Origin of the sequence: Paraburkholderia ginsengisoli NBRC 100965, assembly GCF_000739735.1 — a bacterium.
GTDB classification, from domain to species: domain Bacteria; phylum Pseudomonadota; class Gammaproteobacteria; order Burkholderiales; family Burkholderiaceae; genus Paraburkholderia; species Paraburkholderia ginsengisoli.
On record NZ_BBJF01000002.1, the window covers coordinates 40,303 to 66,083 of the forward strand.

The 25,781-nt window shown below is 64.5% G+C and carries 23 protein-coding genes; 17 read left to right on the plus strand and 6 right to left on the minus strand.

Annotation, left to right across the window (positions count from 1 at the left end; genetic code table 11):
• Positions 1 to 80: 80 nt before the first annotated feature.
• The 3 genes from BGI01S_RS00465 to speE all read right to left on the minus strand — a co-directional run bounded on the left by BGI01S_RS00465 (position 81) and on the right by speE (position 2,240).
• Positions 81 to 821: a 16S rRNA (uracil(1498)-N(3))-methyltransferase gene (locus tag BGI01S_RS00465; RefSeq protein WP_042320936.1), complete on the minus strand. Its 741-nt coding sequence runs from the start codon at positions 819 to 821 to the stop codon at positions 81 to 83.
• A 19-nt stretch (positions 822 to 840) separates the two neighbouring features.
• Positions 841 to 1,254 (minus strand): VOC family protein, encoded by a 414-nt coding sequence (locus BGI01S_RS00470; RefSeq protein ID WP_042320938.1) that lies wholly within the window; start codon positions 1,252 to 1,254, stop codon positions 841 to 843.
• A gap of 113 nt (positions 1,255 to 1,367) precedes the next feature.
• Entirely contained in the window at positions 1,368 to 2,240 is an 873-nt protein-coding gene (gene speE / locus BGI01S_RS00475; protein ID WP_042320940.1) for a polyamine aminopropyltransferase, read from the minus strand.
• 277 nt (positions 2,241 to 2,517) lie between these two features.
• On the opposite strand from speE, the gene tkt reads away from it, so the two are divergent.
• Positions 2,518 to 4,539 carry a transketolase gene (tkt, locus tag BGI01S_RS00480; RefSeq protein ID WP_042320942.1) on the plus strand — a complete coding sequence of 674 codons (2,022 nt, stop codon included), beginning with the start codon at positions 2,518 to 2,520 and terminating at the stop codon, positions 4,537 to 4,539.
• Between the two features lie 95 nt (positions 4,540 to 4,634).
• The gene (gene gap, locus BGI01S_RS00485; protein ID WP_006051892.1) at positions 4,635 to 5,645 is read left to right on the plus strand and encodes a type I glyceraldehyde-3-phosphate dehydrogenase; all 1,011 of its coding nucleotides are present in this window, start codon (positions 4,635 to 4,637) and stop codon (positions 5,643 to 5,645) included.
• A 107-nt stretch (positions 5,646 to 5,752) separates the two neighbouring features.
• Here the strand turns inward: gap and BGI01S_RS00490 are convergent, their stop codons facing one another.
• Positions 5,753 to 6,445, minus strand: a complete 693-nt coding sequence (locus BGI01S_RS00490) for a FadR/GntR family transcriptional regulator (protein WP_042320943.1) — start codon at positions 6,443 to 6,445, stop codon at positions 5,753 to 5,755.
• Between the two features lie 227 nt (positions 6,446 to 6,672).
• Between BGI01S_RS00490 and BGI01S_RS00495 the strand changes: the two genes are divergently transcribed.
• The 3 genes from BGI01S_RS00495 (at position 6,673) to BGI01S_RS00505 (ending at position 9,672) form a co-directional block, all read left to right on the plus strand.
• Positions 6,673 to 8,001: a C4-dicarboxylate transporter DctA gene (locus BGI01S_RS00495; protein ID WP_042320945.1), complete on the plus strand. Its 1,329-nt coding sequence runs from the start codon at positions 6,673 to 6,675 to the stop codon at positions 7,999 to 8,001.
• 134 nt (positions 8,002 to 8,135) lie between these two features.
• Entirely contained in the window at positions 8,136 to 9,146 is a 1,011-nt protein-coding gene (alc, locus tag BGI01S_RS00500) for an allantoicase (RefSeq protein WP_042320947.1), read from the plus strand.
• Between the two features lie 13 nt (positions 9,147 to 9,159).
• Positions 9,160 to 9,672 (plus strand): ureidoglycolate lyase, encoded by a 513-nt coding sequence (locus tag BGI01S_RS00505; RefSeq protein WP_042320949.1) that lies wholly within the window; start codon positions 9,160 to 9,162, stop codon positions 9,670 to 9,672.
• 120 nt (positions 9,673 to 9,792) lie between these two features.
• Here the strand turns inward: BGI01S_RS00505 and fur are convergent, their stop codons facing one another.
• Positions 9,793 to 10,221 (minus strand): ferric iron uptake transcriptional regulator, encoded by a 429-nt coding sequence (gene fur, locus BGI01S_RS00510; protein ID WP_012434340.1) that lies wholly within the window; start codon positions 10,219 to 10,221, stop codon positions 9,793 to 9,795.
• Between the two features lie 158 nt (positions 10,222 to 10,379).
• Here fur and bamE point away from each other — a divergent pair, with 158 nt between their 5' ends.
• The 9 genes from bamE (at position 10,380) to BGI01S_RS00555 (ending at position 20,205) form a co-directional block, all read left to right on the plus strand.
• Positions 10,380 to 11,225: an outer membrane protein assembly factor BamE gene (gene bamE, locus BGI01S_RS00515; RefSeq protein ID WP_042320950.1), complete on the plus strand. Its 846-nt coding sequence runs from the start codon at positions 10,380 to 10,382 to the stop codon at positions 11,223 to 11,225.
• Between the two features lie 163 nt (positions 11,226 to 11,388).
• Positions 11,389 to 12,186: a 4-hydroxy-tetrahydrodipicolinate reductase gene (dapB, locus tag BGI01S_RS00520; RefSeq protein ID WP_042320952.1), complete on the plus strand. Its 798-nt coding sequence runs from the start codon at positions 11,389 to 11,391 to the stop codon at positions 12,184 to 12,186.
• Between the two features lie 90 nt (positions 12,187 to 12,276).
• Positions 12,277 to 12,984 carry a MotA/TolQ/ExbB proton channel family protein gene (locus BGI01S_RS00525; protein ID WP_042320953.1) on the plus strand — a complete coding sequence of 236 codons (708 nt, stop codon included), beginning with the start codon at positions 12,277 to 12,279 and terminating at the stop codon, positions 12,982 to 12,984.
• A 118-nt stretch (positions 12,985 to 13,102) separates the two neighbouring features.
• Complete coding sequence (locus BGI01S_RS00530) at positions 13,103 to 13,546, plus strand: ExbD/TolR family protein (RefSeq protein ID WP_042320955.1); 444 nt, start codon at positions 13,103 to 13,105, stop codon at positions 13,544 to 13,546.
• A gap of 183 nt (positions 13,547 to 13,729) precedes the next feature.
• Positions 13,730 to 16,321, plus strand: a complete 2,592-nt coding sequence (gene leuS / locus BGI01S_RS00535; RefSeq protein ID WP_042320957.1) for a leucine--tRNA ligase — start codon at positions 13,730 to 13,732, stop codon at positions 16,319 to 16,321.
• A gap of 91 nt (positions 16,322 to 16,412) precedes the next feature.
• A complete protein-coding gene (locus BGI01S_RS00540) occupies positions 16,413 to 16,964 on the plus strand; it encodes an LPS-assembly lipoprotein LptE (RefSeq protein ID WP_042320958.1) in 552 nt (183 codons plus the stop codon).
• Positions 16,965 to 17,042: 78 nt separating this feature from the next.
• Complete coding sequence (gene holA / locus BGI01S_RS00545) at positions 17,043 to 18,161, plus strand: DNA polymerase III subunit delta (RefSeq protein WP_042320962.1); 1,119 nt, start codon at positions 17,043 to 17,045, stop codon at positions 18,159 to 18,161.
• A gap of 284 nt (positions 18,162 to 18,445) precedes the next feature.
• Complete coding sequence (locus tag BGI01S_RS00550; protein WP_042320964.1) at positions 18,446 to 19,717, plus strand: glutamate-5-semialdehyde dehydrogenase; 1,272 nt, start codon at positions 18,446 to 18,448, stop codon at positions 19,715 to 19,717.
• Between the two features lie 71 nt (positions 19,718 to 19,788).
• The gene (locus BGI01S_RS00555; RefSeq protein ID WP_042320965.1) at positions 19,789 to 20,205 is read left to right on the plus strand and encodes a CopD family protein; all 417 of its coding nucleotides are present in this window, start codon (positions 19,789 to 19,791) and stop codon (positions 20,203 to 20,205) included.
• Positions 20,206 to 20,357: 152 nt separating this feature from the next.
• Here the strand turns inward: BGI01S_RS00555 and BGI01S_RS00560 are convergent, their stop codons facing one another.
• The gene (locus tag BGI01S_RS00560; RefSeq protein WP_042320968.1) at positions 20,358 to 21,203 is read right to left on the minus strand and encodes a MurR/RpiR family transcriptional regulator; all 846 of its coding nucleotides are present in this window, start codon (positions 21,201 to 21,203) and stop codon (positions 20,358 to 20,360) included.
• A gap of 291 nt (positions 21,204 to 21,494) precedes the next feature.
• Here BGI01S_RS00560 and edd point away from each other — a divergent pair, with 291 nt between their 5' ends.
• From edd to BGI01S_RS00575, 3 genes are all read left to right on the plus strand, one after another.
• Positions 21,495 to 23,435 carry a phosphogluconate dehydratase gene (edd, locus tag BGI01S_RS00565; protein WP_042320971.1) on the plus strand — a complete coding sequence of 647 codons (1,941 nt, stop codon included), beginning with the start codon at positions 21,495 to 21,497 and terminating at the stop codon, positions 23,433 to 23,435.
• Between the two features lie 26 nt (positions 23,436 to 23,461).
• Complete coding sequence (eda, locus tag BGI01S_RS00570) at positions 23,462 to 24,103, plus strand: bifunctional 4-hydroxy-2-oxoglutarate aldolase/2-dehydro-3-deoxy-phosphogluconate aldolase (RefSeq protein ID WP_042320973.1); 642 nt, start codon at positions 23,462 to 23,464, stop codon at positions 24,101 to 24,103.
• A gap of 256 nt (positions 24,104 to 24,359) precedes the next feature.
• Complete coding sequence (locus tag BGI01S_RS00575) at positions 24,360 to 25,763, plus strand: GntP family permease (RefSeq protein ID WP_042320976.1); 1,404 nt, start codon at positions 24,360 to 24,362, stop codon at positions 25,761 to 25,763.
• Positions 25,764 to 25,781 lie beyond the last annotated feature (18 nt).

The window sequence follows — 25,781 nt, forward strand, 5'->3', positions numbered from 1 at the left end:
GGCCTTTGCTTTTGGTGCCTGGGTACGCGCAGCTCCGCACTCGTCCGCGTGCGCGGGAGAGCGAGCGGCGAGACGACCGCTTACCAGCCGCCCCAGCGAGCCGCCAACGCCGACAACACCGCAATGCCCGCGGTCTCGGTGCGCAGCACGCGCGGTCCGAGGCCGACGGCGGTGAATCCGTGGTCGGTGGCCGCCGCTTCTTCCGCGGCGGAAAAACCACCCTCCGGCCCGACCAACACGGTCACGCGGCCGGTCGGCGGAGTGCTGGGCAATGCTGAAAAGCTGATGCTGGCGCGTGGCGACAGCAGAATGCGCAGCTCACCTCCGCCGGGTTCGCGAGGCAGCGCGCCGAGCCATGTCGCGATTTCGCGGACCGGCATGACTTCTGGCAGGCGATTGCGCCCGCACTGTTCGCACGACGCGCGCACGATACCTTGCCAGTGCACATGTCGCCGCTGCGCACGCTCGCCAGCGAGACGCACGACGCTGCGCGTGGTGGTCAGCGGCACGAAGCACGACGCGCCGAGTTCGACCGCCTTTTCGATCAGCCAGTCCATCTTGTCGCCGCCGGCAATGCCTTGCGCGAGCGTGAGGTGGTACGGGGCCTCGACTTCGATGGGCCGGAATTCGCGAATTTTCACCTGGGCGGAGCGGCGCTCGACCTCGACCAGTTCGGCGCTGTACTCGCCGCCTCCGCCGTTGAACAGGACGATCGAGTCGCCGGGCTGCAGGCGCAGCACGAGGATGTGGCGCACGACGTCATCGGGAAGCGGCATGACGTCGTCGGGATTCAGCGGCGTACCGACGAAGAAGCGGGGCATCAAAAAAATACTCATTAGCTCAGGAAAGGTGGCGAGCGAGCGCCCAGCGGTAGCCGTCGAGATCTTCGACCTGAGCGAACCGGTCGCCCCAGAATTGATCTTGCGGCTCGCTCAGCGATTTTGCGCCGGCCGCCAGCGCCCGCGTATAAACCGCGTCGACATCGTCGACATAGACATAGAACGATTGCGGGGCGATCGCGCCCGCGCTTTTGGGTGTTTTCGCAGCCGAGCCGAACGCGCCTTCCGGTGCGAACATCACGATGAGCTGGCCTTGATAGGTCATCTCGACATGCATGACGACGCCGTCGTCCTGAACACTGTCGCGGACTTCGAAGCCGAACGCCGCGGAGAAGAACGCAGTCGTGGCACGCGCGTCGCGTACCGTCAGATAGGGGGTCAACCAGGGCACACCGGCTGGGCGGGAGGCGGTCATGGAGTTCTCCGGATCTTGATGGTGTGCGAAACGCAAGCTGCGGATTGGGGCGGCGTTCGCGTACCGATGCTTCGATAGCGCGGTCCGACCCAACCGTGCATTGTGCCCACACGTTAGCTTGATGGCTTTAAGAATTGACTTAGTTTATCGCGCACGGAGCGGGATGCCGAGAATAGTCCGGCGTGCATCGCCGGATCGTAGTGCTTCAACGGCCCGATTCGACGCGCGACGAGGCGCTCGACCAGCGTGTCGGCGGCGAGCGAGGCGGGGTCGAGCGTGTCGCTCGCGCAGGCCATCATCCATAGCGAGCCGTAGAGCGGCACGAAGGTTTGCATCGTGCGCACGACGCCGAAGGCGCCGCGCAGATCGTCGAGCAGGCCGGCAATGCGCCGCGCGTGGAAGTACGGCGAGCCGAGATGCAGCGAGAGCGCGGCGGGCGCGCGCATCGTCCGCTTGAGCCGCGCGTAGAAGGCCGGCGTGTACAGACCCGCGGCGGGCGAATCCGGTGGCGTCAGGTCGAACACGACCAGGTCGAACTGCGCTGGCGCCGCGGCCGCAACGTAATGCGCGGCATCGCCGATCACCAGTTCGACGCGCGGATCGTCGAAAGCGCCGCCGTGCACGTCGGGCAAATGCTCGCGGGTCAGGCGGACCACCTCCGCATCCAGTTCCGCCACCACGATCCGCTCGATACCCGGATGCGCGAGCAACTGCCGCGCGGCACCGCCGTCGCCGCCGCCCAGTACGAGCGCCGAGCGCGGCGACGGATGTGCGAGTGCCTGCGGATGCACCATGCATTCGTGATAGATGAACTCGTCGCCGGTGGAGGTCATCGGCCGGCCGTCGAGCGTGAAGAGCCGCCCGAGCTGGTGCGTGTCCCACACCTCGATGCGCTGATAAAGCGAATCGACGCGCGCGACGAGCCGCGCGTGCGGAAATCCGTAGACGGCGTCGGGAGTCGGATGGAACAGCAGCGGAGCGCTCACGGATGACAGGCTCCGGCGGGAGCGCAGTGGGTGGGGTTGTCCAATTGTAAAGGGCGACGCGCGCCGCGCGTAGGCGTGTGCGGCGACACTCACAGCCAGGCGGCTTTCCGAGCCGGAGGCCGGGCAACGTTCTGTTAGAATGTCTCGCTTTCAGCCTTGTCCGTTTGCTCTGCCCGTTTCGCGCTCCTGGCGCCGCATCGTGCGCCGAAGCGAACTGGCATTCGAGCTCCCGGTCCTCAAGCGCGCACCGCTTTCTGACTCTGTCTCCGGACTCGACATGACGACCTCGTCTCCCGCACCCACCTCCCTGATGGCCAACGCAATCCGCGCGTTGTCCATGGACGCCGTTCAAAAAGCGAATTCCGGTCACCCTGGCATGCCGATGGGCATGGCCGAAATCGGCGTGGCATTGTGGTCGCGGCATCTGCGACACAATCCGACGAACCCGCAATGGGCCGATCGCGACCGTTTCGTGCTCTCGAACGGCCACGGCTCGATGCTGCTGTACTCGCTGCTGCACCTCACCGGCTACGACCTGCCGATGGAAGAGCTGAAGAACTTCCGCCAGATGCACTCGAAGACGCCGGGCCACCCGGAGTACGGCATCACGCCGGGCGTCGAAACGACCACCGGCCCGCTCGGCCAGGGTCTGGCGAATGCGGTCGGCATGGCGCTCGCCGAGTCGCTGCTCGCCACCGAATTCAACAAGCCCGACGCGAAGATCGTCGACCACCACACGTACGTGTTCGTCGGCGACGGTTGCCTGATGGAAGGCATCTCGCATGAAGCGTGTTCCCTGGCTGGCGTGCTGAAGCTGAACAAGCTGATCGCGTTCTACGACGACAACGGCATCTCGATCGACGGCGAAGTGGTGCACTGGTTCCACGACGACACGCCCAAGCGCTTCGAAGCATACGGCTGGAACGTGATCCCGAACGTGGTCGGTCACGACGTCGACGCCGTGGACGCGGCGATCAAGCAGGCCAAGCTGTCCGACAAGCCGACGCTGATCTGCTGCAAGACCGTGATCGGCGAAGGCTCGCCGAACAAGGCTGGTAGCCACGATTCGCACGGTTCGGCGCTCGGCGACAAGGAAGTCGCGGCCACGCGCGAAGCGATCGGCTGGAAGTGGGAGCCGTTCGTGATTCCGCAGGAGGTCTACGCAGCATGGGACGCGAAGGAAGCCGGCGCACGCAACGAAGCCGAGTGGGACAAGGCATTCGCGGCCTATGCGGCCAAGTACCCGCACGAAGCGGCCGAGTTCAAGCGCCGTGACGCGAAGCAACTGCCGGCGGACTGGAAGGAAAAGGCTAAGGCGATCATCGCCGGCGCGAACGAGCGCGCGGAAACCATCGCGACGCGCAAGGCTTCGCAACAGGCCATCGAAGGTTTGTCGGCCGTATTGCCCGAACTGCTCGGCGGTTCGGCCGACCTGACCGGCTCGAACCTGACCAACTGGAAGGCCGCGAAACCGGTGCGCGTGAATGCCGAAGGCAAGGCCGCCGGCAACTACGTGAACTACGGCGTGCGTGAATTCGGCATGAGCGCCGCGATCAACGGCGTCGCGCTGCATGGCGGCTTCAAGGCGTTCGGCGGCACGTTCCTGACGTTCTCGGACTACAGCCGCAACGCGCTGCGCGTCGCCGCGCTGATGAAAGCGCCGTCGATCTTCGTGTTCACGCACGATTCGATCGGTCTGGGCGAAGACGGCCCGACCCACCAGTCGATCGAACACGTGGCGAGCCTGCGCCTGATTCCGAATCTGCAAGTGTGGCGCCCGGCCGATACCGTCGAAACGGCGGTGGCCTGGACCCACGCGGTCGAACATCATGGCCCGTCGTGCCTGATCTTCAGCCGTCAGAACCTGCTGTTCTCGGAGCGCACCGATGCGCAGATCGCCAACATCGAGAAGGGCGGTTACGTGCTGCGCGACTGGAACGACGAGATCGTCGCGCGCAAGATCATCCTGATCGCCACCGGCTCGGAAGTCGAGCTGGCGCTGAACGCGGTCGAGCCGCTGGCGCGCGAAGGCATCGCCGCGCGGGTCGTATCGATGCCGTCGACCACGGTGTTCGACAAGCAGGACGCCGAGTATCGTGAACGCGTGTTGCCGCACGGCGTGCGCCGCGTGGCGGTCGAAGCGGGCGTGACGGATTTCTGGCGCAAGTACGTGGGCCTCGAAGGCGGCGTGGTCGGGATCGACACGTTCGGCGAATCGGCCCCGGCTGGCGTGCTGTTCAAGCATTTCGGCTTCACGGTCGAGCACGTGGTAGAGACGGCCAAAGCCGCGCTCGGCTGATTCAGCTCAAGCGTTGCCGCTTTGCGTGTGAACGCGCGGCAACGCAGCCAGTCAGACGAACCAGGACGAATTTTTTAGCCATCAGGAGATAAATCATGACGATTCGCGTCGCAATCAACGGCTACGGCCGGATCGGCCGCAATACCCTGCGCGCCTTCTACGAAAACGGCAAGAAGCACGATATCGAAATCGTTGCCATCAACGATCTCGGCGATGCCAAGACCAACGCTCACCTGACGCAATACGACACCGCGCACGGCAAGTTCCCGGGCGAAGTGTCGGTGGATGGTGACTACCTGGTCGTCAACGGCGACAAGATCCGCGTGCTGGCCAACCGCAACCCGGCCGAACTGCCGTGGGGCGAACTGAACGTCGACGTCGTGATGGAATGCACGGGCTTTTTCACGACCAAGGAAAAGGCGAGCGCGCACATCAAAGGCGGCGCAAAGAAGGTCATCATCTCGGCGCCGGGCGGCAAGGACGTCGACGCAACGATCGTCTACGGCGTGAACCACAACGTGCTGAAGGCATCGGACACGGTGATCTCGAACGCGTCGTGCACGACCAACTGCCTGGCACCGCTCGTCAAGCCGCTGAACGACAAGATCGGCCTTGTGAACGGCCTGATGACGACCATCCACGCGTACACGAACGACCAGGTTCTGACCGACGTGTACCACGAAGATCTGCGCCGCGCGCGCTCGGCTACGCACAGCCAGATCCCGACCAAGACCGGCGCTGCGTCGGCGGTCGGTCTGGTGCTGCCGGAACTGAACGGCAAGCTGGACGGCTACGCGATTCGCGTCCCGACGATCAACGTGTCGGTGGTCGACCTGTCCTTCATCGCCGCGCGCGATACGACGGTCGAAGAAGTCAACGCGATCATGAAGGAAGCGTCGCAAGGCGCGCTGAAGGGCATCCTCGGCTACAACGATGCGCCGCTGGTGTCGATCGACTTCAACCACAACCCGGCTTCGTCGACGTTCGACGCGACGCTGACCAAGGTGTCGGGCCGTCTGGTGAAGGTGTCGAGCTGGTACGACAACGAGTGGGGCTTCTCGAACCGCATGCTGGACACGGCTGTGGCGCTCGCCAACGCAAAGTAAGTTATCGCGCCTCGTGCGCCCTGCGCTGTGCCCTGTGAAGCCGGCCTCGGGTCTGGCGGCAAGGCACCACGGCAAGGGCAAAAAAGCCGCTCCTCGGAGCGGCTTTTTTACATCTGCGGCGTCGGGAAATACACGCCGGCGCGCTGCGCGGCGTTCGAGATGTGGGTTTCGATGGCCTTGCCGGCAGCCGCGGAATCGCGCGCGGTCAGCGCATCCAGAATCGCGCGATGCTCGGTGTACGTGGACAGCACCAGTTCACGCCGATAAAACGGCATCCGCTGGCTTTCCTTCATGATGTCCGCGCTGCTCTGCAGGATCGATTCGATCGCCGCATTGCCGGCAATGCTTACCATCCGCATATGGAACGCGTAGTCGAGGCGCGCAGCTTCGTCGAGTTCGTCGCAGGCAAGCGCGGTCTGCATCGCTGTGATGTTCTCCTCGAACCAGGCGAGGTCAGCGTCGCTCACGGCAAGCGCCGCCATCCGCGCGACAAAGCCTTCCAGCGCGAAGCGCATCTGATAGGTGTCCGGCAGCGACGATTGCTCGGAGAAGCGCCACGATTGCGCGGCGGTGGCCTGCGCGCTTTCCACATACACGCCCTTGCCGGGGCGGATCACCAGCAGACCGAGCGCTTCGAGCGTGGTGAGCGCCTCGCGCAGCGACGCGCGGCTGATCGACAGTTCTTCGGAAAGTTGACGCTGGGCCGGCAGCAGACTGCCCACCGGATAGTCGCCCGCTTCGATCCGTTCGCGGATGGTCGCGATGGCGGCATCGGTGACGGTATGCGGAACGTTTTTCATCGTGGCTCACTGGGTGACGCGGTCTGACCAGCATTGTAATACGCGGTCTGAACGCGTGCGCCGTCGCGCGGCCGGCCTGTGCGATCCGACCCGGAATGGCTGTAAAAACAACGGGTAAACACTGTTTTATGAATCCTTGACGCCAGTATATCGACTTCCTACTATTAGCCATAACAGTACTGGTCGGACCAGTCTGAACAGAACTGAACCGAGACTAGGAGGAAGCCGTGTTGAAGTTTTTCAATTCGCTGTTTGGCCGGGTCGTGATAGCGCTGGTGGTGGGTATCGTGATCGGCGCGGTTTATCCGCACTTTGCCCAGTCGCTGCGCCCGCTCGGCGACGGCTTTCTCAAGCTGATCAAGATGGTGATCGGTCCGATCGTGTTTTGCGTCGTGGTCAGCGGCATGGCGCACGCCGGCGACCTGCGCAAAGTTGGGCGCGTCGGGCTGAAGGCGGTGGTCTACTTCGAGGTCATGACGACGATCGCGCTGGTGATCGGCGCTGTGCTGGCCTACGTGACGCGGCCCGGCGTCGGCATGAACATCAATCTGAATTCGCTGGATCCGGCTTCGCTGTCGACCTACACCGAGCACGCGAAGAGCCTCAAGGACACCGCCGGCTTCCTGCTGAAGATCATCCCCGACACGGCGATCAACGCGTTCGCGACCGGCGACATCCTGCAAATCCTGGTGTTTTCGGTGCTTTTCGGCTCGGCGCTGTCGCTGCTCGGCAAGAAGGCGCAGCGCGTGAGCGGCCTGATCGACGAGCTGTCGCAGGTGTTTTTCCGCGTGATGGGTTTCATCATCAAGCTCGCGCCGCTCGGCGTGCTCGGCGCGATCGCGTTCACCACCGGCACCTACGGGGTTGAGTCGCTCAAACAACTCGGCATGCTGGTGCTCGTGTTCTACGTGAGCTGCTTCGTGTTCGTCGCGGTGGTGCTGGGCATCGTGATGCGGCTGGCGGGCTTCAGCCTCTTCAAGCTGATCCGCTATCTGCGCGAGGAACTGTCGATCGTGCTCGGCACCGCATCGTCGGACGCCGTGTTGCCGCAGATCATGCGCAAGCTCGAATGGATGGGCGTGAAGGACTCGACCGTCGGCCTCGTGATTCCGACCGGCTACTCGTTCAACCTCGACGGCTTTTCGATCTATCTGACGCTGGCGGTGATCTTCATCGCGCAGGCCACCAACACGCCGCTGTCGATGCACGACCTGATCGTGGTGGTGCTCGTGTCGCTCGTGACGTCGAAGGGCGCGCACGGCATTCCCGGCTCGGCCATCGTGATTCTGGCAGCGACCTTGTCCGCGATTCCGGCGATTCCCGTGCTCGGGCTCGTGCTGATCCTGCCGGTCGACTGGTTTGTCGGGATTGCCCGCGCGTTGACCAACCTGATCGGTAACTGCGTCGCCACGGTGGTGGTCGCCGTGTGGGAAAACGACATCGACCGGGGGCGCGCGCATCGCGTGCTGAATCGCGACGCGGCTTTGCGCTACGTGCCGGCCGGCGAAGACGCGGGTGCTGAGCCGATCGGCGGCGAACCCGCGCACGCGATCTGACGAGCTGACAGTAACCAGCAATCGATCCGCAATCCGAATCAAGATTTCGCGCGCCGACGCGGCGCGCTTTTCCACAGCGGCGGATGCCGTGACTCCGCCGCTTGTTTTCCACTTTTCGCATCCTGACCGAAACCATGGCCAATCCGATCCTCGACCCCAACGCTCCCGCCTTCACGCGCCGCTACATGAATCTCGCCGACCCGCGTCTGGGCGCGAAGGCGCTCTTCGCCAGCGACGAATTTTTCGCGCCGAAAGAGCGCATGCTCGAACCGCAGCCGGCGGTGTTCATCCCCGGCAAATACGACGACCACGGCAAGTGGATGGACGGCTGGGAAACCCGCCGCAAACGCACCACCGGTCACGACCATTGCGTGATCCGGCTCGCACGGCCGGGCGTCGTGCACGGCGTCGACATGGATACGAGCCACTTCACCGGCAACTTCCCGCCGGCCGCGTCGATCGACGCCTGTTACGTGGACGGCGGCGTGCCGCCCGATAACGCCGACTGGCAGACGCTCGTGCCGGCCACCACATTGCAGGGCAACCAGCACCACTACGTCGAAGTGAACGACGCGCGCGCGTTCACCCATCTGCGCGTGAACCTGTATCCGGACGGCGGCCTCGCGCGCCTGCGCGTGTACGGCCAGCCGAAGCGCGACTGGGAACGTGTCGAGCGCGGCACGCTGCTGGACCTCGCCGCGATCGAAAACGGCGCGTACCTGGTCGCGGCGAACAATCAGCACTTCGGACCCGCTTCGCAGATGCTGATGCCGGGCCGCGGCGTCAACATGGGCGATGGCTGGGAAACCCGGCGCCGTCGCGAGCCAGGCAACGACTGGGCGATCGTCGCATTGGCGCGGCCGGGCGTGATCCGCAAGATCGAAGTGGACACCGCGCACTTCAAGGGCAATTTCCCCGACCGCTGCTCGGTGCAGGCGGCGTCGGTGACGGGCGGCACGGACGATTCGCTCGTCACGCAGGCGATGTTCTGGCCGGTGCTGCTCGGCGAACAGAAGCTGCAGATGGACCACGTGCACACGTTCACGGATGGCCTCGCGTCGCTGGGGCCGGTCACGCACGTGCGTTTCAATATTTTTCCGGACGGCGGCGTGTCGCGCCTGCGTCTGTGGGGCGAGATCGCGTAACGGAGCGGCGTCGATGAAGACATTGCAGGTGGAACGTTTGACGCGCGCGGCGTTCGCGCCGTTCGGCGACGTCATCGAACTGGACGGCGCGCGCCATTTCGCGATCAACGGCGGCACGACCGAGCGCTTTCACGATCTGGCGGCGGTCGACGTGACGGAGCAGGGCGGCCGCGCGCTGATCAATCTGTTCCGCGCGCAGCCGCGCGCGCTGCCGGTCGATATCACGATGATGGAGCGGCATCCGCTCGGCAGTCAGGCTTTCATTCCCTTACGAGAGGGTCGCTACCTGGTGGTGGTCGCGCCGGCGGGCGAGTTCGACCCGGCGCGCATGCGGGCCTTCTGGACCGACGCGTGGCAGGGCGTCAATTACGCGAAAGGGGTGTGGCATCACCCGCTGCTGGCGCTCGATCAGGTGAGCGATTTCATCGTGGTCGATCGTGGTGGCGAGCAGCCCAATTGCGACGAATTGTCATTGGCGGAGCCGTGGCGGCTCGAGTTCGAAGTAAGCGCCGAACTGGTCGCCTAGCGGCTTACGAAGGTGCCCGTCGCGGCGCCGCCGTCAACGTCAAAAGACCCGGCCGATTCACATCGGCCGGGTCTTTTTCTGTTTGCCGCCACGCACCCCGGCGCGGGCGGCGATGCCGCATCAGTGTTTGCGATGCGGGCAATTCTCCTTGGTGCAGGCACCATACAGCGCCAGTGCGTGTTCCTGCAGCTTGAAGCCGCGTTCCTTCGCAATGGACTGTTGACGGCTCTCGATTTCGGAATCAAAAAACTCTTCCACGAGTCCGCAGTCCAGACAGACGAGGTGATCATGATGCGACCCCTCGTTCAGTTCGAACACCGCCTTGCCCGATTCGAAATTGCTGCGCGAGAGCAGGCCGGCCTGCTCGAATTGCGTCAGCACGCGATACACGGTTGCCAGGCCGATATCGAGTTCCTCGTGCAGGAGGTTGCGGTACACGTCTTCGGCCGTCAGATGACGTACCGGACTGTGCTGAAAAATCTCAAGGATTTTGAGGCGCGGAAGGGTCGCCTTGAGCCCGATATTCTTGAGATCGGTTGGATTGGTCATGACAAGGGATCCCTAGAGTACAATGCTGGGCTCTCATAGTAATGTGTTTTTGCCGTTCTGGTCATCTTCGATGGAATGAAACTCGCGCGGCTCGTCAGCGGGCCCGCACGGTGAGTGAAATGATTTCAAAATCTCAATTGATCTACCGGGGGAGCCGCATGCGGGGTACCTTGATCGCTGTTGCGACTGTCGCGGTTCTTGCCGGATGTTCCACGTACGACAGCCTCACACAGCGAGTTGCCCAAAGTATTACGCCGTACCGGATTACAGTGGTGCAAGGCAATTTCGTTTCGAGTGAAATGGCGGCGCAGATGCAGGTCGGCATGACTCGCGCGCAAGTGCGCCAGGTGCTCGGCACGCCGCTGCTGACGGATATGTTCCACGCGGACCGCTGGGACTACGTGTTCTATTTCAAACGCGGCTCGACGGCCATCGTGCAGCAGCGCGACTTCGTGGTGTTCTTCTCGGGTGACCTCGTCACCAGTTGGTCCGGCGGAGAAGATCTGCCGTCCAATCTCGAATTGCTGGCGGAAATCGACGGCGATCGTCGCGGTAGAAGGCCGCAGGCGAGCCCGCCGAACGCGGCAAGCGCCGCTGCGGCGAATGCCGCAAACGCCGCGAGCGCGCCGGATGCCGCCGCGCAAGTGCCGGACACCACGCGTTCACCTTCGGTCGACGGCGCGGCAGCAGCGGGCGCGCCGTCCACGGACGCCAATGCGGAAGCCGCGCAAGCCGCCAATCGTGCGACCAATGCGGTGCAGACGCCGTCGAACGGGCAGTCGTCGGTGCGTTCCACGGCGCCGACCCCGAATGCCGGCGGCATCCCACCGCAAGGCCCAACCTCGGGCGGGCAGCCGCAGTTCCAGTTCCACCGTCCGGCGCCGCCGGTTCCGGCTACGCAGAGCAATCCGGTGGGACCGACGGGCCCGCAAAGCAGCAACAGCGGCCCAACGTACAACGCACCGCTGACCTCTACTCCGTCGACCACGGGAACGGGCGGCTAATCCCGCTGTCCCTGTCTTAAGGCGGGCACGGCGCCCTGCGCGGCGCCCGCCGGATTCTCCGCTTGTCCCATGAGTGCGGCGCCCGGGTGTGCTGCCCGCCGCCGCCGCTTTTGCCCGCATTTGCCCGCATTTGCCCGGTTTAGTCTTTCGAACCCTCGTAGCCATGAAAATTGCCATTGCTGGCGCATCGGGCCGTATGGGCCGCATGCTCATCGAAACGGTCCTTAACGATTCCGCCGCCACGTTGTCCGGCGCGCTCGTCCGCGCGGGCTCCGCGCACCTCGGTCAGGACGCCGGCGCGTTTCTCGGCAAACAGACGGGCGTGCTGATGACCGACGACATCGAGCGCGTGTTCGCCGAATCCGATTACCTGATCGACTTCACGCGCCCGGCCGGCACGCTCGTGCATCTGGACGCGGCGCAGCGCCACAATGTGAAGATGGTGATCGGCACGACCGGCTTCGACAACGAACAGAAAGCGCAACTGCGCGCGGCGTCGGAGAAGATCGCCGTCGTGTTCGCGTCGAACATGAGCGTCGGCGTGAACGTCACGTTGAAACTGCTGGAATACGCGGCGAAGCATTTCGCGACGGGCTACGACATCGAGATCATCGAGGCGCATCATCGTCACAAGGTCGACGCGCCGTCGGGCACCGCGCTGACGATGGGCGAAGTGATCGCCAACGCGCTCGGGCGCAATCTCGATGACTGCGCGGTCTACGGCCGCGAAGGCGTGACCGGCGAACGCGATCCGTCGACGATCGGCTTCTCGGCGATTCGCGGCGGCGATATCGTCGGCGATCACACGGTGCTGTTCGCGGGCACCGGCGAGCGCATCGAGATCACGCACAAATCGTCGAGCCGCTTGTCGTACGCGCAGGGCTCGCTGCGCGCGGTGCATTTCCTCGAAGGCCACCAAACCGGCTTTTTCGACATGCAGGACGTGCTCGGCCTGCGTTGAGCGGGGCTTGCGCTAGCACGTTACGCACAAGGGGCATCGCGCCCCTGTGCGAGCCCTGAAACTGAAATCACTTTCCCACGGCGAGGTCAGATGGCAGGCAGCAGCGGCATCATCCATTACCTGCAAACCAGCGACGCGATCACGCATGGTGTCGCGTATGTGCTGCTGGCCATGTCGATTGCGAGCTGGTGCTTTCTGATCGTCAAGAGCTGGATGCTGACGCGCGCCAAGCGTCAGGCCCCGCGAGCGATCACGCTGTTCTGGCAGGCGCCGACGCTGTCCGAGGGTGTCGCGGTGCTGCGGCGCGCGGACCGTGAGCGTGTCTTCCTGCCGCTCGCCGAAGCGGCGCTGCATGCGGCCGAAGTGGACATTCCCGGCGCGCTGCTCGCGCGCGTCGAGCGCGGCGAGCGGGTGCTGCGGGCGTTGCGCCAGGCGCTCAACGCGTCGCAGCGGCGGCTCGAATTCGGCCAGGTGCTGCTGGCCTCGGTGGGCGCGACTGCGCCGTTCGTCGGTTTGCTCGGCACCGTGTGGGGCATCTATCACGCGCTCGGCAGCATTGCCGCCGCCGGCCAGGCGCAGATCGAGAATGTCGCCGGCCCCGTTGGTGAAGCGCTGATCATGACCGCGTTCGGTCTGGTGGTCGCGATTCCGGCCGTGCTCGCATACAACGTACTCGGGCGCCTCGTGCGACAGTTGTCCGAGGAACTCGACGGTTTCGCGCATGACCTGCATGTGTACGTGTGCGCGCCCGCTGAGCAGGCTCAGGCGCCGCGACAGCAGCAGGCTTCGACCCACTAGGCGCACTGTCCGGGACGGCTTGGGCGTCAGGCTCGCGCAAAGGCCTGGCAGCAGACGGCTTCCCCCTAAAGGCGCAGGCGCAAAGCACGGTTGGACAGATCACGCAGAAGGAGGCGACATGGCATTCGGCGGACTCGAGAAAAAGCAGACGGCCGCGCCGATGGCCGAAATCAACATGACGCCGCTGATCGACGTGATGCTGGTGCTGCTGGTCATTTTCATCATCACCGCGCCGCTGTTCACGCATGCGATCCGGCTCGATCTGCCAAAAGTTTCGGCGACACCCGCGCGCGAAACGCCGCAAACCATCTCCCTATCGATCGACGCCGCCGGCAAGCTGTACTGGAACGGCAGCGTCATCACGCTCGCGCAGATGCGCACGCGGTTCGCGCAAGCGGCGAGCCAGGCAAAGCAGCAGACTGAGCAGCCCGAGATTCATCTGCGCGCGGAACGCTCGACGCGCTACGAGGTGATCGCGCAGGTGATGGGCGCGGCGCAGCAGGCCGGGCTCGAGCGGATCGGTTTCGTCACGGACCCGCCGGCGCCGGACGCGGCACATTAGCCGCGCGGCACCCAGGCACAGGCCGCTCACCCTCCCGCCCCCACACCACGCCGCGCGGCGGACCCCGCCGCGAACGGTATAATCAGCCCTTTCCCCGCCGACGGGGAAACGAAGCCATTTCATCCAGCAGAGCACCCAAGCGGCCAGGTGCGAAAGCACCGAACCCAGCGATCCCATCACACCATGCACGAAAAATACGTTCCCTCCGCCGTCGAAGCCGCCGCGCAAGGGCAATGGCGCGCCATCGACGCGTACAAGACGACGGAATCCACCGACAAGCCCAAGTTCTATTGCGTCTCGATGCTGCCGTATCCGTCGGGCAAGCTGCACATGGGCCACGTGCGCAACTACACGATCAACGACGTGATGTACCGCTATCTGCGGATGAACGGCTACAACGTGCTGATGCCGATGGGCTGGGACGCGTTCGGCATGCCGGCGGAAAACGCGGCGATGGCCAACAACGTGCCGCCCGCGAAGTGGACCTACGACAACATCGCTTACATGAAGAAGCAGATGCAGTCGATGGGCCTCGCGATCGACTGGAGCCGCGAAGTCGCAACCTGCAGCCCCGACTACTACAAGTGGAACCAGTGGCTGTTCCTGAAGATGCTGGAAAAGGGCATCGCGTACAAGAAAACCGGCACCGTCAACTGGGACCCGGTCGATCAGACCGTGCTCGCCAACGAGCAGGTGATCGACGGCCGCGGCTGGCGCTCGGGCGCGCTCGTCGAGAAGCGCGAAATCCCGATGTACTACATGCGCATCACGCAGTATGCCGACGAACTGCTGAACGACCTCGACGGCCTCGGCTGGCCCGAGCGCGTGAAGATCATGCAGCAGAACTGGATCGGCAAGAGCTTCGGTGTGAACTTCGGCTTCCCGTATGAAATCGACGGCGAACAGAAGCTGCTGCGCGTGTTCACCACGCGCGCCGACACGATCATGGGCGTGACCTTCTGCGCGATCGCCGCCGAGCATCCGCTCGCCACGCGTCTCGCGCAAGACAAGCCGGAACTGCAGGCGTTCATCGAGGAATGCAAGCGCGGCGGCGTCGCTGAAGCCGACGTCGCGACGATGGAAAAGAAGGGCATGGGCACCGGCTTCTACGTCACGCATCCGCTGACGCAGGAGCAGATCGAAGTGTGGATCGGCAACTACGTGCTGATGAGCTACGGCGAAGGCGCGGTGATGGGCGTGCCCGCGCACGACGAGCGCGACTTCGCGTTCGTGAAGAAATACGGTCTGCCGATCAAGCAGGTGGTGGCGGTCGAAGGCAAGGAATTCTCGACCGAAGCCTGGCAAGAATGGTACGGCGAGAAGGCCGGCACGCTGATCAACAGCGGCAAGTACGACGGGCTCACGTACGAAGCGGCGGTCGACCAGATCGCCGCGGACCTGAAGGAACTTGGCCTCGGCGACAAGCAGATCACGTGGCGTCTGCGTGACTGGGGCGTGTCGCGCCAGCGTTACTGGGGCACGCCGATTCCGATCATCCACTGCCCGACGTGCGGCGACGTGCCGGTGCCGGAAAAAGATCTGCCGGTGGTGCTGCCCGAAGACCTCGTGCCGGACGGCACGGGCAATCCGCTCGCCAAGTCCGAAGCGTTCGTGAACTGCACCTGCCCGACCTGCGGCGGCGCGGCTAAACGCGAAACCGACACGATGGACACCTTCGTCGATTCGTCGTGGTACTTCTATCGCTATGCGTCGCCGGATGCGAAGACGATGGTCGACGAACGCACCGACTACTGGGCGCCGATGGACCAGTACATCGGCGGCATCGAGCACGCGATTCTTCACCTGCTGTACTCGCGCTTCTGGGCGAAGGTGATGCGCGACCTGGGCCTCGTGAAGTTCGGCGAGCCGGCCAAGAACCTGCTCACGCAGGGCATGGTGCTCAACGAAACGTATTACCGCGAAAGCGAAGCGGGCAAGAAGACCTGGTACAACCCGGCGGACGTGACCGTGTCGTTCGACGACAAGGGGCGCCCGGTCGGCGCGATCCTCAACGAAGACGGACAGCCGGTGGTGCTCGGCGGCGTCGAGAAGATGTCGAAGTCGAAGAACAACGGCGTCGATCCGCAGTTGCTGATCGATCAGCACGGCGCCGACACCGCGCGTCTGTTCGTGATGTTCGCCGCACCGCCCGAGCAGCAACTCGAATGGTCCGGCTCGGGCGTCGAAGGTGCGAGCCGCTTCCTGCGTCGCGTGTGGAATTTCGGTCAGTCGAACGAAGCGGCGTTGCGCGCGGGCGGTCAGCTCGACGCCGCGCAATTCGGCGAAGCCGACAAGCTGCTGCGCCGCGAGATCTACAGTGTGCTGAAGCAGGCCGACTTCGACTACCAGCGTCTGCAGTACAACACGGTGGTGTCGGCGGCGATGAAGATGCTCAACGCGCTCGACAGCGCGAAGGGCGCACAACCCGCCGTGCTGCGCGAAACCTATAGCGTGATGCTGCGCGTGCTGTACCCGGTGGTGCCGCACCTGACGTTCCAGTTGTGGCAGGAACTCGGTTACGCCGACGAATTCGGCTCGTTGCTCGACGCCGCCTGGCCGAAGGTCGACGAGAAGGCGCTGGAGCAGGCCGAGATCGAACTCGTGCTGCAGGTGAACGGCAAGGTGCGCGGCGCGATCACAGTGGCCAAAGATGCGTCGCGTGAGACGATCGAACAGCTTGCGGCCGCGCATGAGATGGTCGCGAAGTTCAGCGAAGGCAAGGCCCCGAAGAAGATCGTCGTGGTGCCGGGCCGTCTCGTGAACGTGGTCGTTTGACAGCCCACGAAAACATGTCGGCAGACAGGACGTCGCCGCGCGCGGCGGCGTCGGTCTGCGCTGCGGAATTTACTGCGAACCGGGAGCCAATGTGACTCGCAGATCGTTTTTGACGCTGGCTTGCAGCGTGATGATGTTGTCGGCCTGCGGCTTCCAGTTGCGCGGCCAGCAGGACTACGCATTCAAGCGCCTGTATGTTTCGGGCGGTTCGCCGGCGGCGGTCGCGCGTTTGACGCGCATGGTGCAAGGCGGCAGCGACACGGTCGTGGTCAATTCGCCTGCGAATGCCGACGCGTTGTTGCAAATCACACAGAATCGCAGCCAGAGCACGCTGACGCTCAACACGCTCGGCGTGGTCCAGGAGTATCAGCTGAATCTGTCGATGATTTACACGCTCACCGGCAAGGACGGTACCGTGTTGATTCCGCAGAGCGTGATTGCGCTGAACCGCGCGATGACCTATAGCGACCAGTTCTCGCAAGCGAAGTCCGCCGAGTCCGACATCCTGTTCGCGGATATGGAAAGCGACGCGATCGACCAGTTGATTCGCCGTCTGGCGGTCGTGCGCTCGCTGAATCCGGCGCCGGGCGAGGGTGTGCCGGCCGTCGCGCCGCGTGCGCCATTGCCGCCGCCGCCGCTGTGAGCGCGCGGTTGTCTGCGGTATCGTGTTTCATGCTGTGTCTGATTCACCGCTCCTGTTCAATCTCGCCGATCGGTAGCCATGCAACTGCGACTTGACGCGCTCGAAGCGCATCTCGCGAAGGGACTCGCCGGACTGTACGTCGTGTACGGCGACGAGCACCTGCTCGCGCAGGAAGCGTGCGACCGGATTCGCGCGACGGCGCGGGCGGCTGGCTTTACCGACCGCTCGGTGTTCACGGTCGAGCGCGGGTTCGACTGGAGTTCGCTGCTGGGCGCGAGCCAGTCGATGTCGCTGTTCGGCGACCGTCAACTGGTCGAGCTGCGCATTCCGTCGGGCAAGCCCGGCAAGGAAGGGGCGGATGCGCTGAAGTCGCTCGCCGCCGCGGTCAACGACGACGTGTTGACGATGGTCACGTTGCCCCGGCTCGACGCGGCCACGCAAAAGTCCGCGTGGTTCATGGCGCTCGCCGACGCGGGCGTCGCGTTGAAGATCGATCCGGTCGAGCGCGCGCAATTGCCGAACTGGGTCGGCCAGCGGCTCGCGGCGCAAGGTCAGCGCGTTGCCGCCGGCGAAGAAGGGCGGCGCGCGCTGGCGTTCATCGCCGAGCGGGTCGAAGGCAATCTGCTCGCCGCGCATCAGGAGATCCAGAAGCTCGGGCTGTTGTATCCCACCGGCGTGCTCAGCTTCGAACAGATTCACGACGCCGTGCTCAACGTCGCGCGCTACGACGTTTTCAAGTTGAACGAAGCGATGCTGGCGGGCGACGTCGGCCGCTTGTCGCGCATGCTCGACGGGCTGCGCGGCGAGGGTGAGGCCGCGGTGCTGGTGTTGTGGGCGGTCGTCGAAGAAGTCCGCACGCTGTTGCGGATCAAGCGCGGCGTCGCCGCCGGCAAGCCGCTCGCGATGCTAGTGCGCGAGAACCGCGTGTGGGGTCCGCGCGAACGGCTGATCGGACCGGCGCTGTCGCGCGTCACCGAGGGTGGGTTGGAGAAGGCGCTCGCTTTGGCGGCGCGGGTCGATCGGCAGGTGAAGGGTTTGTCCGGCGCCACGCCGGGCAATCATCGCAACGATCCGCCGCCCGATCCTTGGGACGGTCTGTTCGAACTCGCGATGACTGTGGCGTCGCCAAAAACCGCGCCGGTGCCGCCGGTTCGACCTCGGGCCGGAACGACGGCGCCAGCGCGAAGGCCGGCTTGAATCGCAGCGCGAAGCAAAGTTGACGCGCTTCGCGGGCAGTTCGCGGGTACTGGGCGGTGATCGGCACAGCATGGATCGATGATGCCTTTTTTCTCAAACGCCGCCGCGCGTGCTATCGGCACTGCTACCTTCAGGCGCTTGCAGATTCGATCGACCCGCACAGCACAGCACAGCACAGGCCGCCGCCGCGAGCAAAGCCCCTGTACCCGACTTACAATCGTTGCTTCTTTCGCCAATCCTGCAGTCCGCTGCACGTCGACGTGCGCGGCACCACGAGAATGACCATGGATATCGACCAGTACATGACCGACCTCGGCCGACGCGCACGCCAGGCTTCGCGCGCGATGGCGCGGGCTTCGACGGCCGCGAAGAACGCCGCGCTCGCCGCTGTCGCCGAGGCTATCGAACGCGATGCGGCACTGCTCAAGGAAGCCAACGCGCGTGACCTCGCGCGTGCTCGCGACAAAGGCCATGACGCCGCGTTCATCGACCGTCTGACGCTGTCCGACAAAGCGCTGAAGACGATGGTCGAAGGCTTGCGGCAGGTCGCGGCGCTGGCCGATCCGATCGGCGAGATCAGCAATCTGAAATACCGGCCGAGCGGCATCCAGGTCGGCCAGATGCGCGTGCCGCTCGGCGTGATCGGCATCATCTACGAATCGCGTCCGAACGTGACGATCGACGCCGCGGCGCTGTGCCTGAAGTCCGGCAACGCGACGATTCTGCGCGGCGGCTCGGAAGCGCTCGAATGCAATACCGCGTTGGCGAAGCTGATCGGCGAAGGCTTGCAAGCCGCCGGTTTGGCGCAGGACGCGGTGCAGGTGGTCGCCACGTCGGACCGTGCGGCGGTCGGCAAGCTGATCACGATGACCGAGTATGTCGACGTGATCGTGCCGCGCGGCGGCAAGAGCCTGATCGAGCGGCTGATCAACGAGGCGCGCGTACCGATGATCAAGCACCTCGACGGCATCTGCCACGTGTATGTGGACGACCGCGCGGATCTGACGAAGGCGCTGACCGTCTGCGACAACGCGAAGACGCACCGCTACGGCACCTGCAACACGATGGAAACGCTGCTCGTCGCGCGCGGTATCGCGGCCGACGTGCTGCCGCCGCTCGGCAAGCTGTATCGCGGCAAGGACGTCGAGTTGCGCGTGGATGCGGCGGCGCGCGCGGTGCTCGCGGATGCGGGCGTGGGTCCGCTCGTCGATGCCACCGAGGAAGACTGGCGCACCGAATACCTCGCGCCGGTGCTCGCGATCAAGGTCGTCGACGACCTCGATGCGGCGATCGACCACATCAACGAGTACAGCTCGCATCACACCGACGCGATCGTCACCGAAGACCACGACCGCGCGATGCGTTTCCTGCGCGAAGTCGATTCAGCCAGCGTGATGGTCAATGCGTCGACGCGTTTTGCCGACGGTTTCGAATTCGGTCTGGGCGCAGAGATCGGCATTTCGAACGACAAGCTGCACGCGCGCGGCCCGGTGGGTCTGGAAGGTTTGACGTCGCTCAAGTACGTCGTGCTGGGTCACGGCGAGGGCCGTCAATAGCCGCGATAATGCCGCGCGAACCGGCAGGCAAACGTGCCTGCCTATGTCACAACGTCGTATGAGGACCGCAGATGCTTTGGGTAAAAACGTTTCACATCGTGTTGGTTGCCTCCTGGTTTGCCGGCCTGTTCTATCTGCCGCGCATCTTCGTCAATCTGGCGATGGAAACGGAACCCGCCGCCACGGCGCGCCTGCTGATCATGGCCCGCAAGCTGTTCCGCTTCATGACGTTCATCGCGGTGCCGGCGCTCGTGTGCGGTCTCTGGTTGTGGCTGGTGATCGGCATCGGCAGCGGGCAGGGCTGGATTCACGCGAAGGTCGGCGTGGTGGTGCTGCTGATTCTTTATCACGCGTATTGCGGCGTGCTGCTGCGCACGTTCGAGCGCGGCGAGAATCGTCGCTCGGACAAGTGGTATCGGATGTTCAATGAACTGCCGGTGCTGGGCATGCTGGCGGCGGTCGCGTTGGTCGTGATCAAGCCGTTCTGATCGTGGCGCCAGGGCGCTCAAGCCCGATGTGATGTTTATCGCTGCAATGAAAAAGAGAAAGGGCGGTTTGCCGAGTGATCGGCAAACCGCCCTTGTTGTTTCCGGCGTGCTGTTTTACAAACGCGAGCGCCGAGCGTTGCGCCACCCGCGCCTCACCCGTGCGAGTCCACCCTGCGCCGGTGAATCACCTCCTTGGTCTGCGACAGCTTTTCCAGCAACTCCGGCCCGCGGCTGAGCGCCACCCCCACCGCCAGAATATCGCCGATTGCCAGATGCGAGACACGCGAGGTCATCGGCGAAAAGATGTCGGTGTCCTCATCGACGTTCGCGAACAGGCCGACCGTCGCGAGCCGCGCGAGCGGCGAATTGCCATGCGTGATCGCGATCACCTTCGCGCCCGCGTTGAGCGCGGCCTTCGCGGCGTCGATGATGTCGCGCGTGCGGCCGGTGTTCGAGATCGCCACCACGACGTCGCCCGCGCCGAGCAGCGCCGCCGACATCAGAAACGTATGCGGGTCCGAATACGCGACGCTTGGCATGCCGAGCCGGAAGAACTTGTGCTGCACGTCGAGCGCGGCGATCCCCGAGCCGCCCGCGCCGTAGAACTCGATGCGCCGCGCCTGCGCGAGCATGTCGATCGCCGCGGCCACGCTGTCCGACGACAGGTTGTTGCGCACCTGGATCAGCGCGCCGATGGTCCGGTCGAGCACCTTCGCGGCGACGCCCGGTGTCGGCTCGTCGGGCCGCACGTCGCGATAGACGGCCGGCACCTCGGCGGCAATCCCCTGCGCGAGCCGGATCTTGAACTCGCGAAACCCCGAAAAGCCGAGCGCATGACAGAACCGCGCGATGGTCGGCTGGCTCACGCCCGCGCGCGCGGCGACTTCGGTCATCGACAGGTCGAGCACCTCGCGCGGCGCTTCGATCACGTAATCGGCCAGCTTGCGCTCGGACGGGCGCAACTGGTCGCGCATCTCTGCCACCTGGGACAGCATCATTGGAAAACTCGCACTATGCTGAAGAATGCGTGGACTATATCTGATTGCACGAGAAGGTACAAAAACTACATATCAGCCTCTAGGTGTTATCCCTAGGTTGTTGTCATTCAGCGCTTACTGGCTTCCAGTAAGGCGCAACGCGAGATGGCGCAATGTCGCGGTGCAACAGGAATCAGCGTTGCGATCGTGTAGTTTTTCTACTAAGATGGCGTCGTCGGTTGAGCCGACGCCCCCGCGATACCTACCTGGCAAAGTGCGCGCGCGCCTGCCGCCAGCGACGAAGGAGCTCCGATGGTTTCCCCGCATTCGCAATTGTTGAACGTCACGAAGCGCGTGATCGAGCGCAGCAAGCCCACGCGCGACGCCTACCTAACCCGCATCCATCACGCGCAGGGCAAGTTCCCCGCGCGCGGCGCACTCTCGTGCGCGAACCTCGCGCACGGTTTCGCCGGGCTCGAGGGCAACGACAAGCTCGTCATCAAGCAGATCCGCGAGCCGAACATCGGCATCGTGTCCTCGTACAACGAGATGCTGTCGGCCCACGCGCCGTACAAAAACTACCCCGACATCATCAAGCAGGCCGCGCGTGAAAACGGCGGCGTCGCGCAATTCGCGGGCGGCGTGCCGGCCATGTGCGACGGCATCACGCAGGGCAATGCGGGCATGGAGCTGTCGCTGTTCTCGCGCGAAGTGATCGCGATGAGCACGGCGGTCGCGCTCACGCACAACATGTTCGACGCGGCGCTGTGCCTCGGCATCTGCGACAAGATCGTGCCGGGCCTATTGATCGGCGCGCTGCAATTCGGCCATCTGCCGACCATCTTCGTGCCGGCCGGCCCGATGGCGAGCGGCCTGTCCAACGACGACAAAGCCAAGACGCGCCAACTGTTCGCGACCGGCCAGTGCGGCCGCGACGCGCTGCTCGAAGCGGAAGCGGCCGCGTATCACAGCCACGGCACCTGCACGTTCTACGGCACCGCGAACAGCAACCAGATGCTGATGGAAGTGATGGGCCTGCATCTGCCGGGCTCGGCCTTTGTGCATCCGCACACGCCGCTGCGCGACGCGCTGACCGCGCAGGCCGCGCGCCGCGTGCTCGATCTGACCGTGGAGCGCGGCAACTACATGCCGATCGGCCACGTGGTCGACGAGAAGGCGGTGGTCAACGGGATCGTCGCGTTGCTCGCGACGGGCGGCTCGACCAATCACACGCTGCACCTGGTGGCGATTGCGCGCGCGGCGGGCATCGTGATCGACTGGGACGACTTCGACACGCTGTCGCAAGTGGTGCCGCTGCTCGCGAAGATTTATCCGAACGGCAAGGCGGACGTGAATCACTTCCACGCAGCCGGCGGCGTCGCGTTCCTCGTGCGCAATCTGCTGGAAGGCGGCTTGCTGCATGACGACGTGAACACGGTCGCGGGCAAGGGCCTCAAGCATTACACCGAAGAGCCGAAGCTGATCGACGGCAAGCTCCAATGGGTGCCGGGTGCGCAGACGAGCGAAGACACGGCGGTGCTGCGTGGCATCAAGGAACCGTTCCAGCCGGACGGCGGCCTGCGTCTCATGCAGGGCAAACTCGGCCGCGGCGTGATCAAGATTTCGGCGGTTGCCGCGCAGCATCGCAAGGTGAAGGCGCCGGCGATCGTGTTCGATTCGCAGGAAGCGGTGCAGGAAGCCTTCGACAAAGGCGAGTTGAAGCGCGATTTCGTCGCCGTCGTGCGCTTCCAGGGCGCGCGGGCAAATGGCATGCCCGAGCTGCATCGTTTGACGCCGCTGCTCGGTGTGTTGCAGGATCAAGGTTTCCATGTCGCGCTGGTCACCGACGGCCGCATGTCCGGTGCGTCGGGCAAGGTGCCGGCGGTGATCCATCTGTCGCCGGAAGCGCTGTTGCAAGGCCCGATCGGCAAGGTGCGCACCGGCGACATGCTGGTGATCGACGCCGAAGCGGGCGTGCTCGACATCGAGATCGATGCGGCCGAATGGGCGGCGCGGCCGAACGCCGAGCCGCAGCATCAGGCGGACAACGAAGTCGGCTTCGGCCGCGAGCTGTTCGGCGTGTTTCGCGCGGCGGCGGCGCCAGCGGAGCAGGGCGCGTCGGTGTTCGGCAAGATGGTGGGCGAAGGCGCGGCCTCGCACGCCGGTCAGCACGACACTTCGCATGCGGCGCATCACGGCAAAGCGGCCACAGCGCATACCGACAAACACACAAGCACCACGCAAGCCCGCTAAGTGCTGCAGAAACAAGGAGTCTGACTATGACGTCGAAAACAGTAAGCGAGATCGTGCGCCTCGGCCCGGTGATTCCGGTGCTCGCGTTCGACTCCGTCGAACAGGGCGAACACGTGTCGCGCGCGCTGCACGCGGGCGGCGTGAAGGTGCTGGAAATTACGCTGCGCACCGCGGCGGGCCTCGAAGCGATCGAGCGCGCGAGCCAGTTGGCCGACGACATCGTGGTCGGCGTCGGCACGATCACGAAGCCGGAGCACTGCGCTCAGGCGAAGAAGGCGGGTGCGCAGTTCGGCGTCTCGCCGGGTCTCACGAAAGACATGCACAAGGCCGCGCAGGATGCCGGCTTGCCGTTGCTGCCAGGCGTAATGACGCCGACCGACATCATCACGGCGCTAGAACTCGGCTATGAGATCGTGAAGTTTTTCCCGGCGCAACAAGCCGGCGGCGTGCCGATGCTGCAGGCATTCCATGGACCGTTCCCGACGCTGAAGTTCTGCCCGACCGGCGGCATCACGGCCGAAACCGCGACGCATTTCCTGTCGCTGCCGAACGTGGTGTGCGTCGGCGGTTCGTGGCTCACGCCGAAGGCCGCGCTGGCTGCGCAGAACTGGGACGAAGTCACGCGTCTCGCGCGGGCCGCCAGCCAACTCGCCGCGCCGGCTCACTAACCGCCGCGCGTACTCGATACGTCGCCCGTTCGGGTTCGACGCCAGGGAGCCTCGTCGATCCAGCCTTCAGGCTGTCGCGCCGAGGCTCTTTTTTGCGATTTGCATAACGGATTCACGCGCGGTTTCAGGAAACAAACAGTAAAATTCAGCGTCCGCGCGGTCAGCCGGGTTCTCCGGCGCCGTGCAGGTCGCCGTGAGACGAAGTGCTGACCGTGTTCCGCACTCAGAATCAATAACGCAAAAAAGGAGGAGCTTCATGGAAGCTGTCCACGGCAGCATGCTGCTGGTTTACGCGGTGGTCGCCATCGCCTTGCTGATCCTGCTGATCACGCGCTACAAGGTCTATCCGTTCCTTGTTCTCATCATGGTGTCGCTGCTGCTCGGCCTCGTCGCCGGCATGCCGATGGCCACCATCGTCAAATCGTTCGAAACGGGTAACGGCAATACGCTGGGGCACATCGCGATCGTGGTCGGTCTCGGCACGATGCTCGGCAAGATGATGGCCGAGTCGGGCGGCGCCGAGCGCGTCGCCACCACGTTGATCGACTTCTTCGGCGAGAAGCACATCCACTGGGCGATGATGGTCGTCGCGATCATCGTCGGCTTGCCGGTGTTTTTCGAAGTCGGTTTCGTGCTGCTGATTCCGATCGCGTTCAACGTCGCGAAGCGCACCAACAAGTCGCTGCTGCTGGTCGGCCTGCCGATGGTCGCCGGTCTGTCGGTCGTGCACGGCCTGCTGCCGCCGCACCCGGCCGCGATGCTCGCGGTGCAGGCGTATCACGCGGATATCGGCAGGACCATCGCCTACGGGCTGATGGTCGGTGTGCCGACCGCGATCGTCGCCGGTCCGCTGTTCGCGCTGATGATCAGCCGCTACATCAAGCTGCCGAAAGAAAACGCGCTGGCCGCGCAATTTCTCGGCAGCGCTGACGGCAACGGCGCCGACGCGAAGAACGGCGCCGCGAACACGGCGCCCACGCGTAAGCGCGAGCTGCCGAGCTTCGGCATCACGCTGTTCACGATCCTGCTGCCGGTGATCCTGATGCTGATCGGCAGCTGGGCCGATTTGATCTCCACGCCGAAAACGCTGCCGAACGATCTGCTGCGCTTCTTCGGCAACTCGGACGTTGCGCTGTTGACGGCCGTGCTCGTCAGTTTCTGGACTTTCGGTGCGAGCCGCGGCTTCAACCGCGATCAGATCCAGAAGTTCTGCGGCGAGTGTCTGGCGCCGATCGCGGGCATTACGCTGATCGTCGGCGCGGGCGGCGGTTTTGGCCGCGTGCTGATGGATAGCGGTATTTCGAAGGAAATCGTCAATGCGGCGACGTCGGTGCATATGTCGCCGCTGCTGTTCGGCTGGCTCGTCGCGGCGCTGATCCGCCTCGCGACCGGCTCGGCGACGGTCGCGATGACCACCGCGTGCGGCATCGTCGCGCCGATCGCGGCGGCGGGCGCGGTGCAGGTCAAGCCGGAGTTGCTGGTGCTCGCCACCGGCTCGGGCTCGCTGATCTTTTCGCACGTGAACGATGGCGGCTTCTGGCTGATCAAAGAGTATTTCGGCATGACGGTGGGGCAGACCTTCAAGACATGGTCGCTCCTCGAGACCATCATCTCGCTGATGGGTTTGGGCTTGACCTTCGCACTCGCGGCGGTTCTGTAAAGAAGTAAGGAGTTTCAG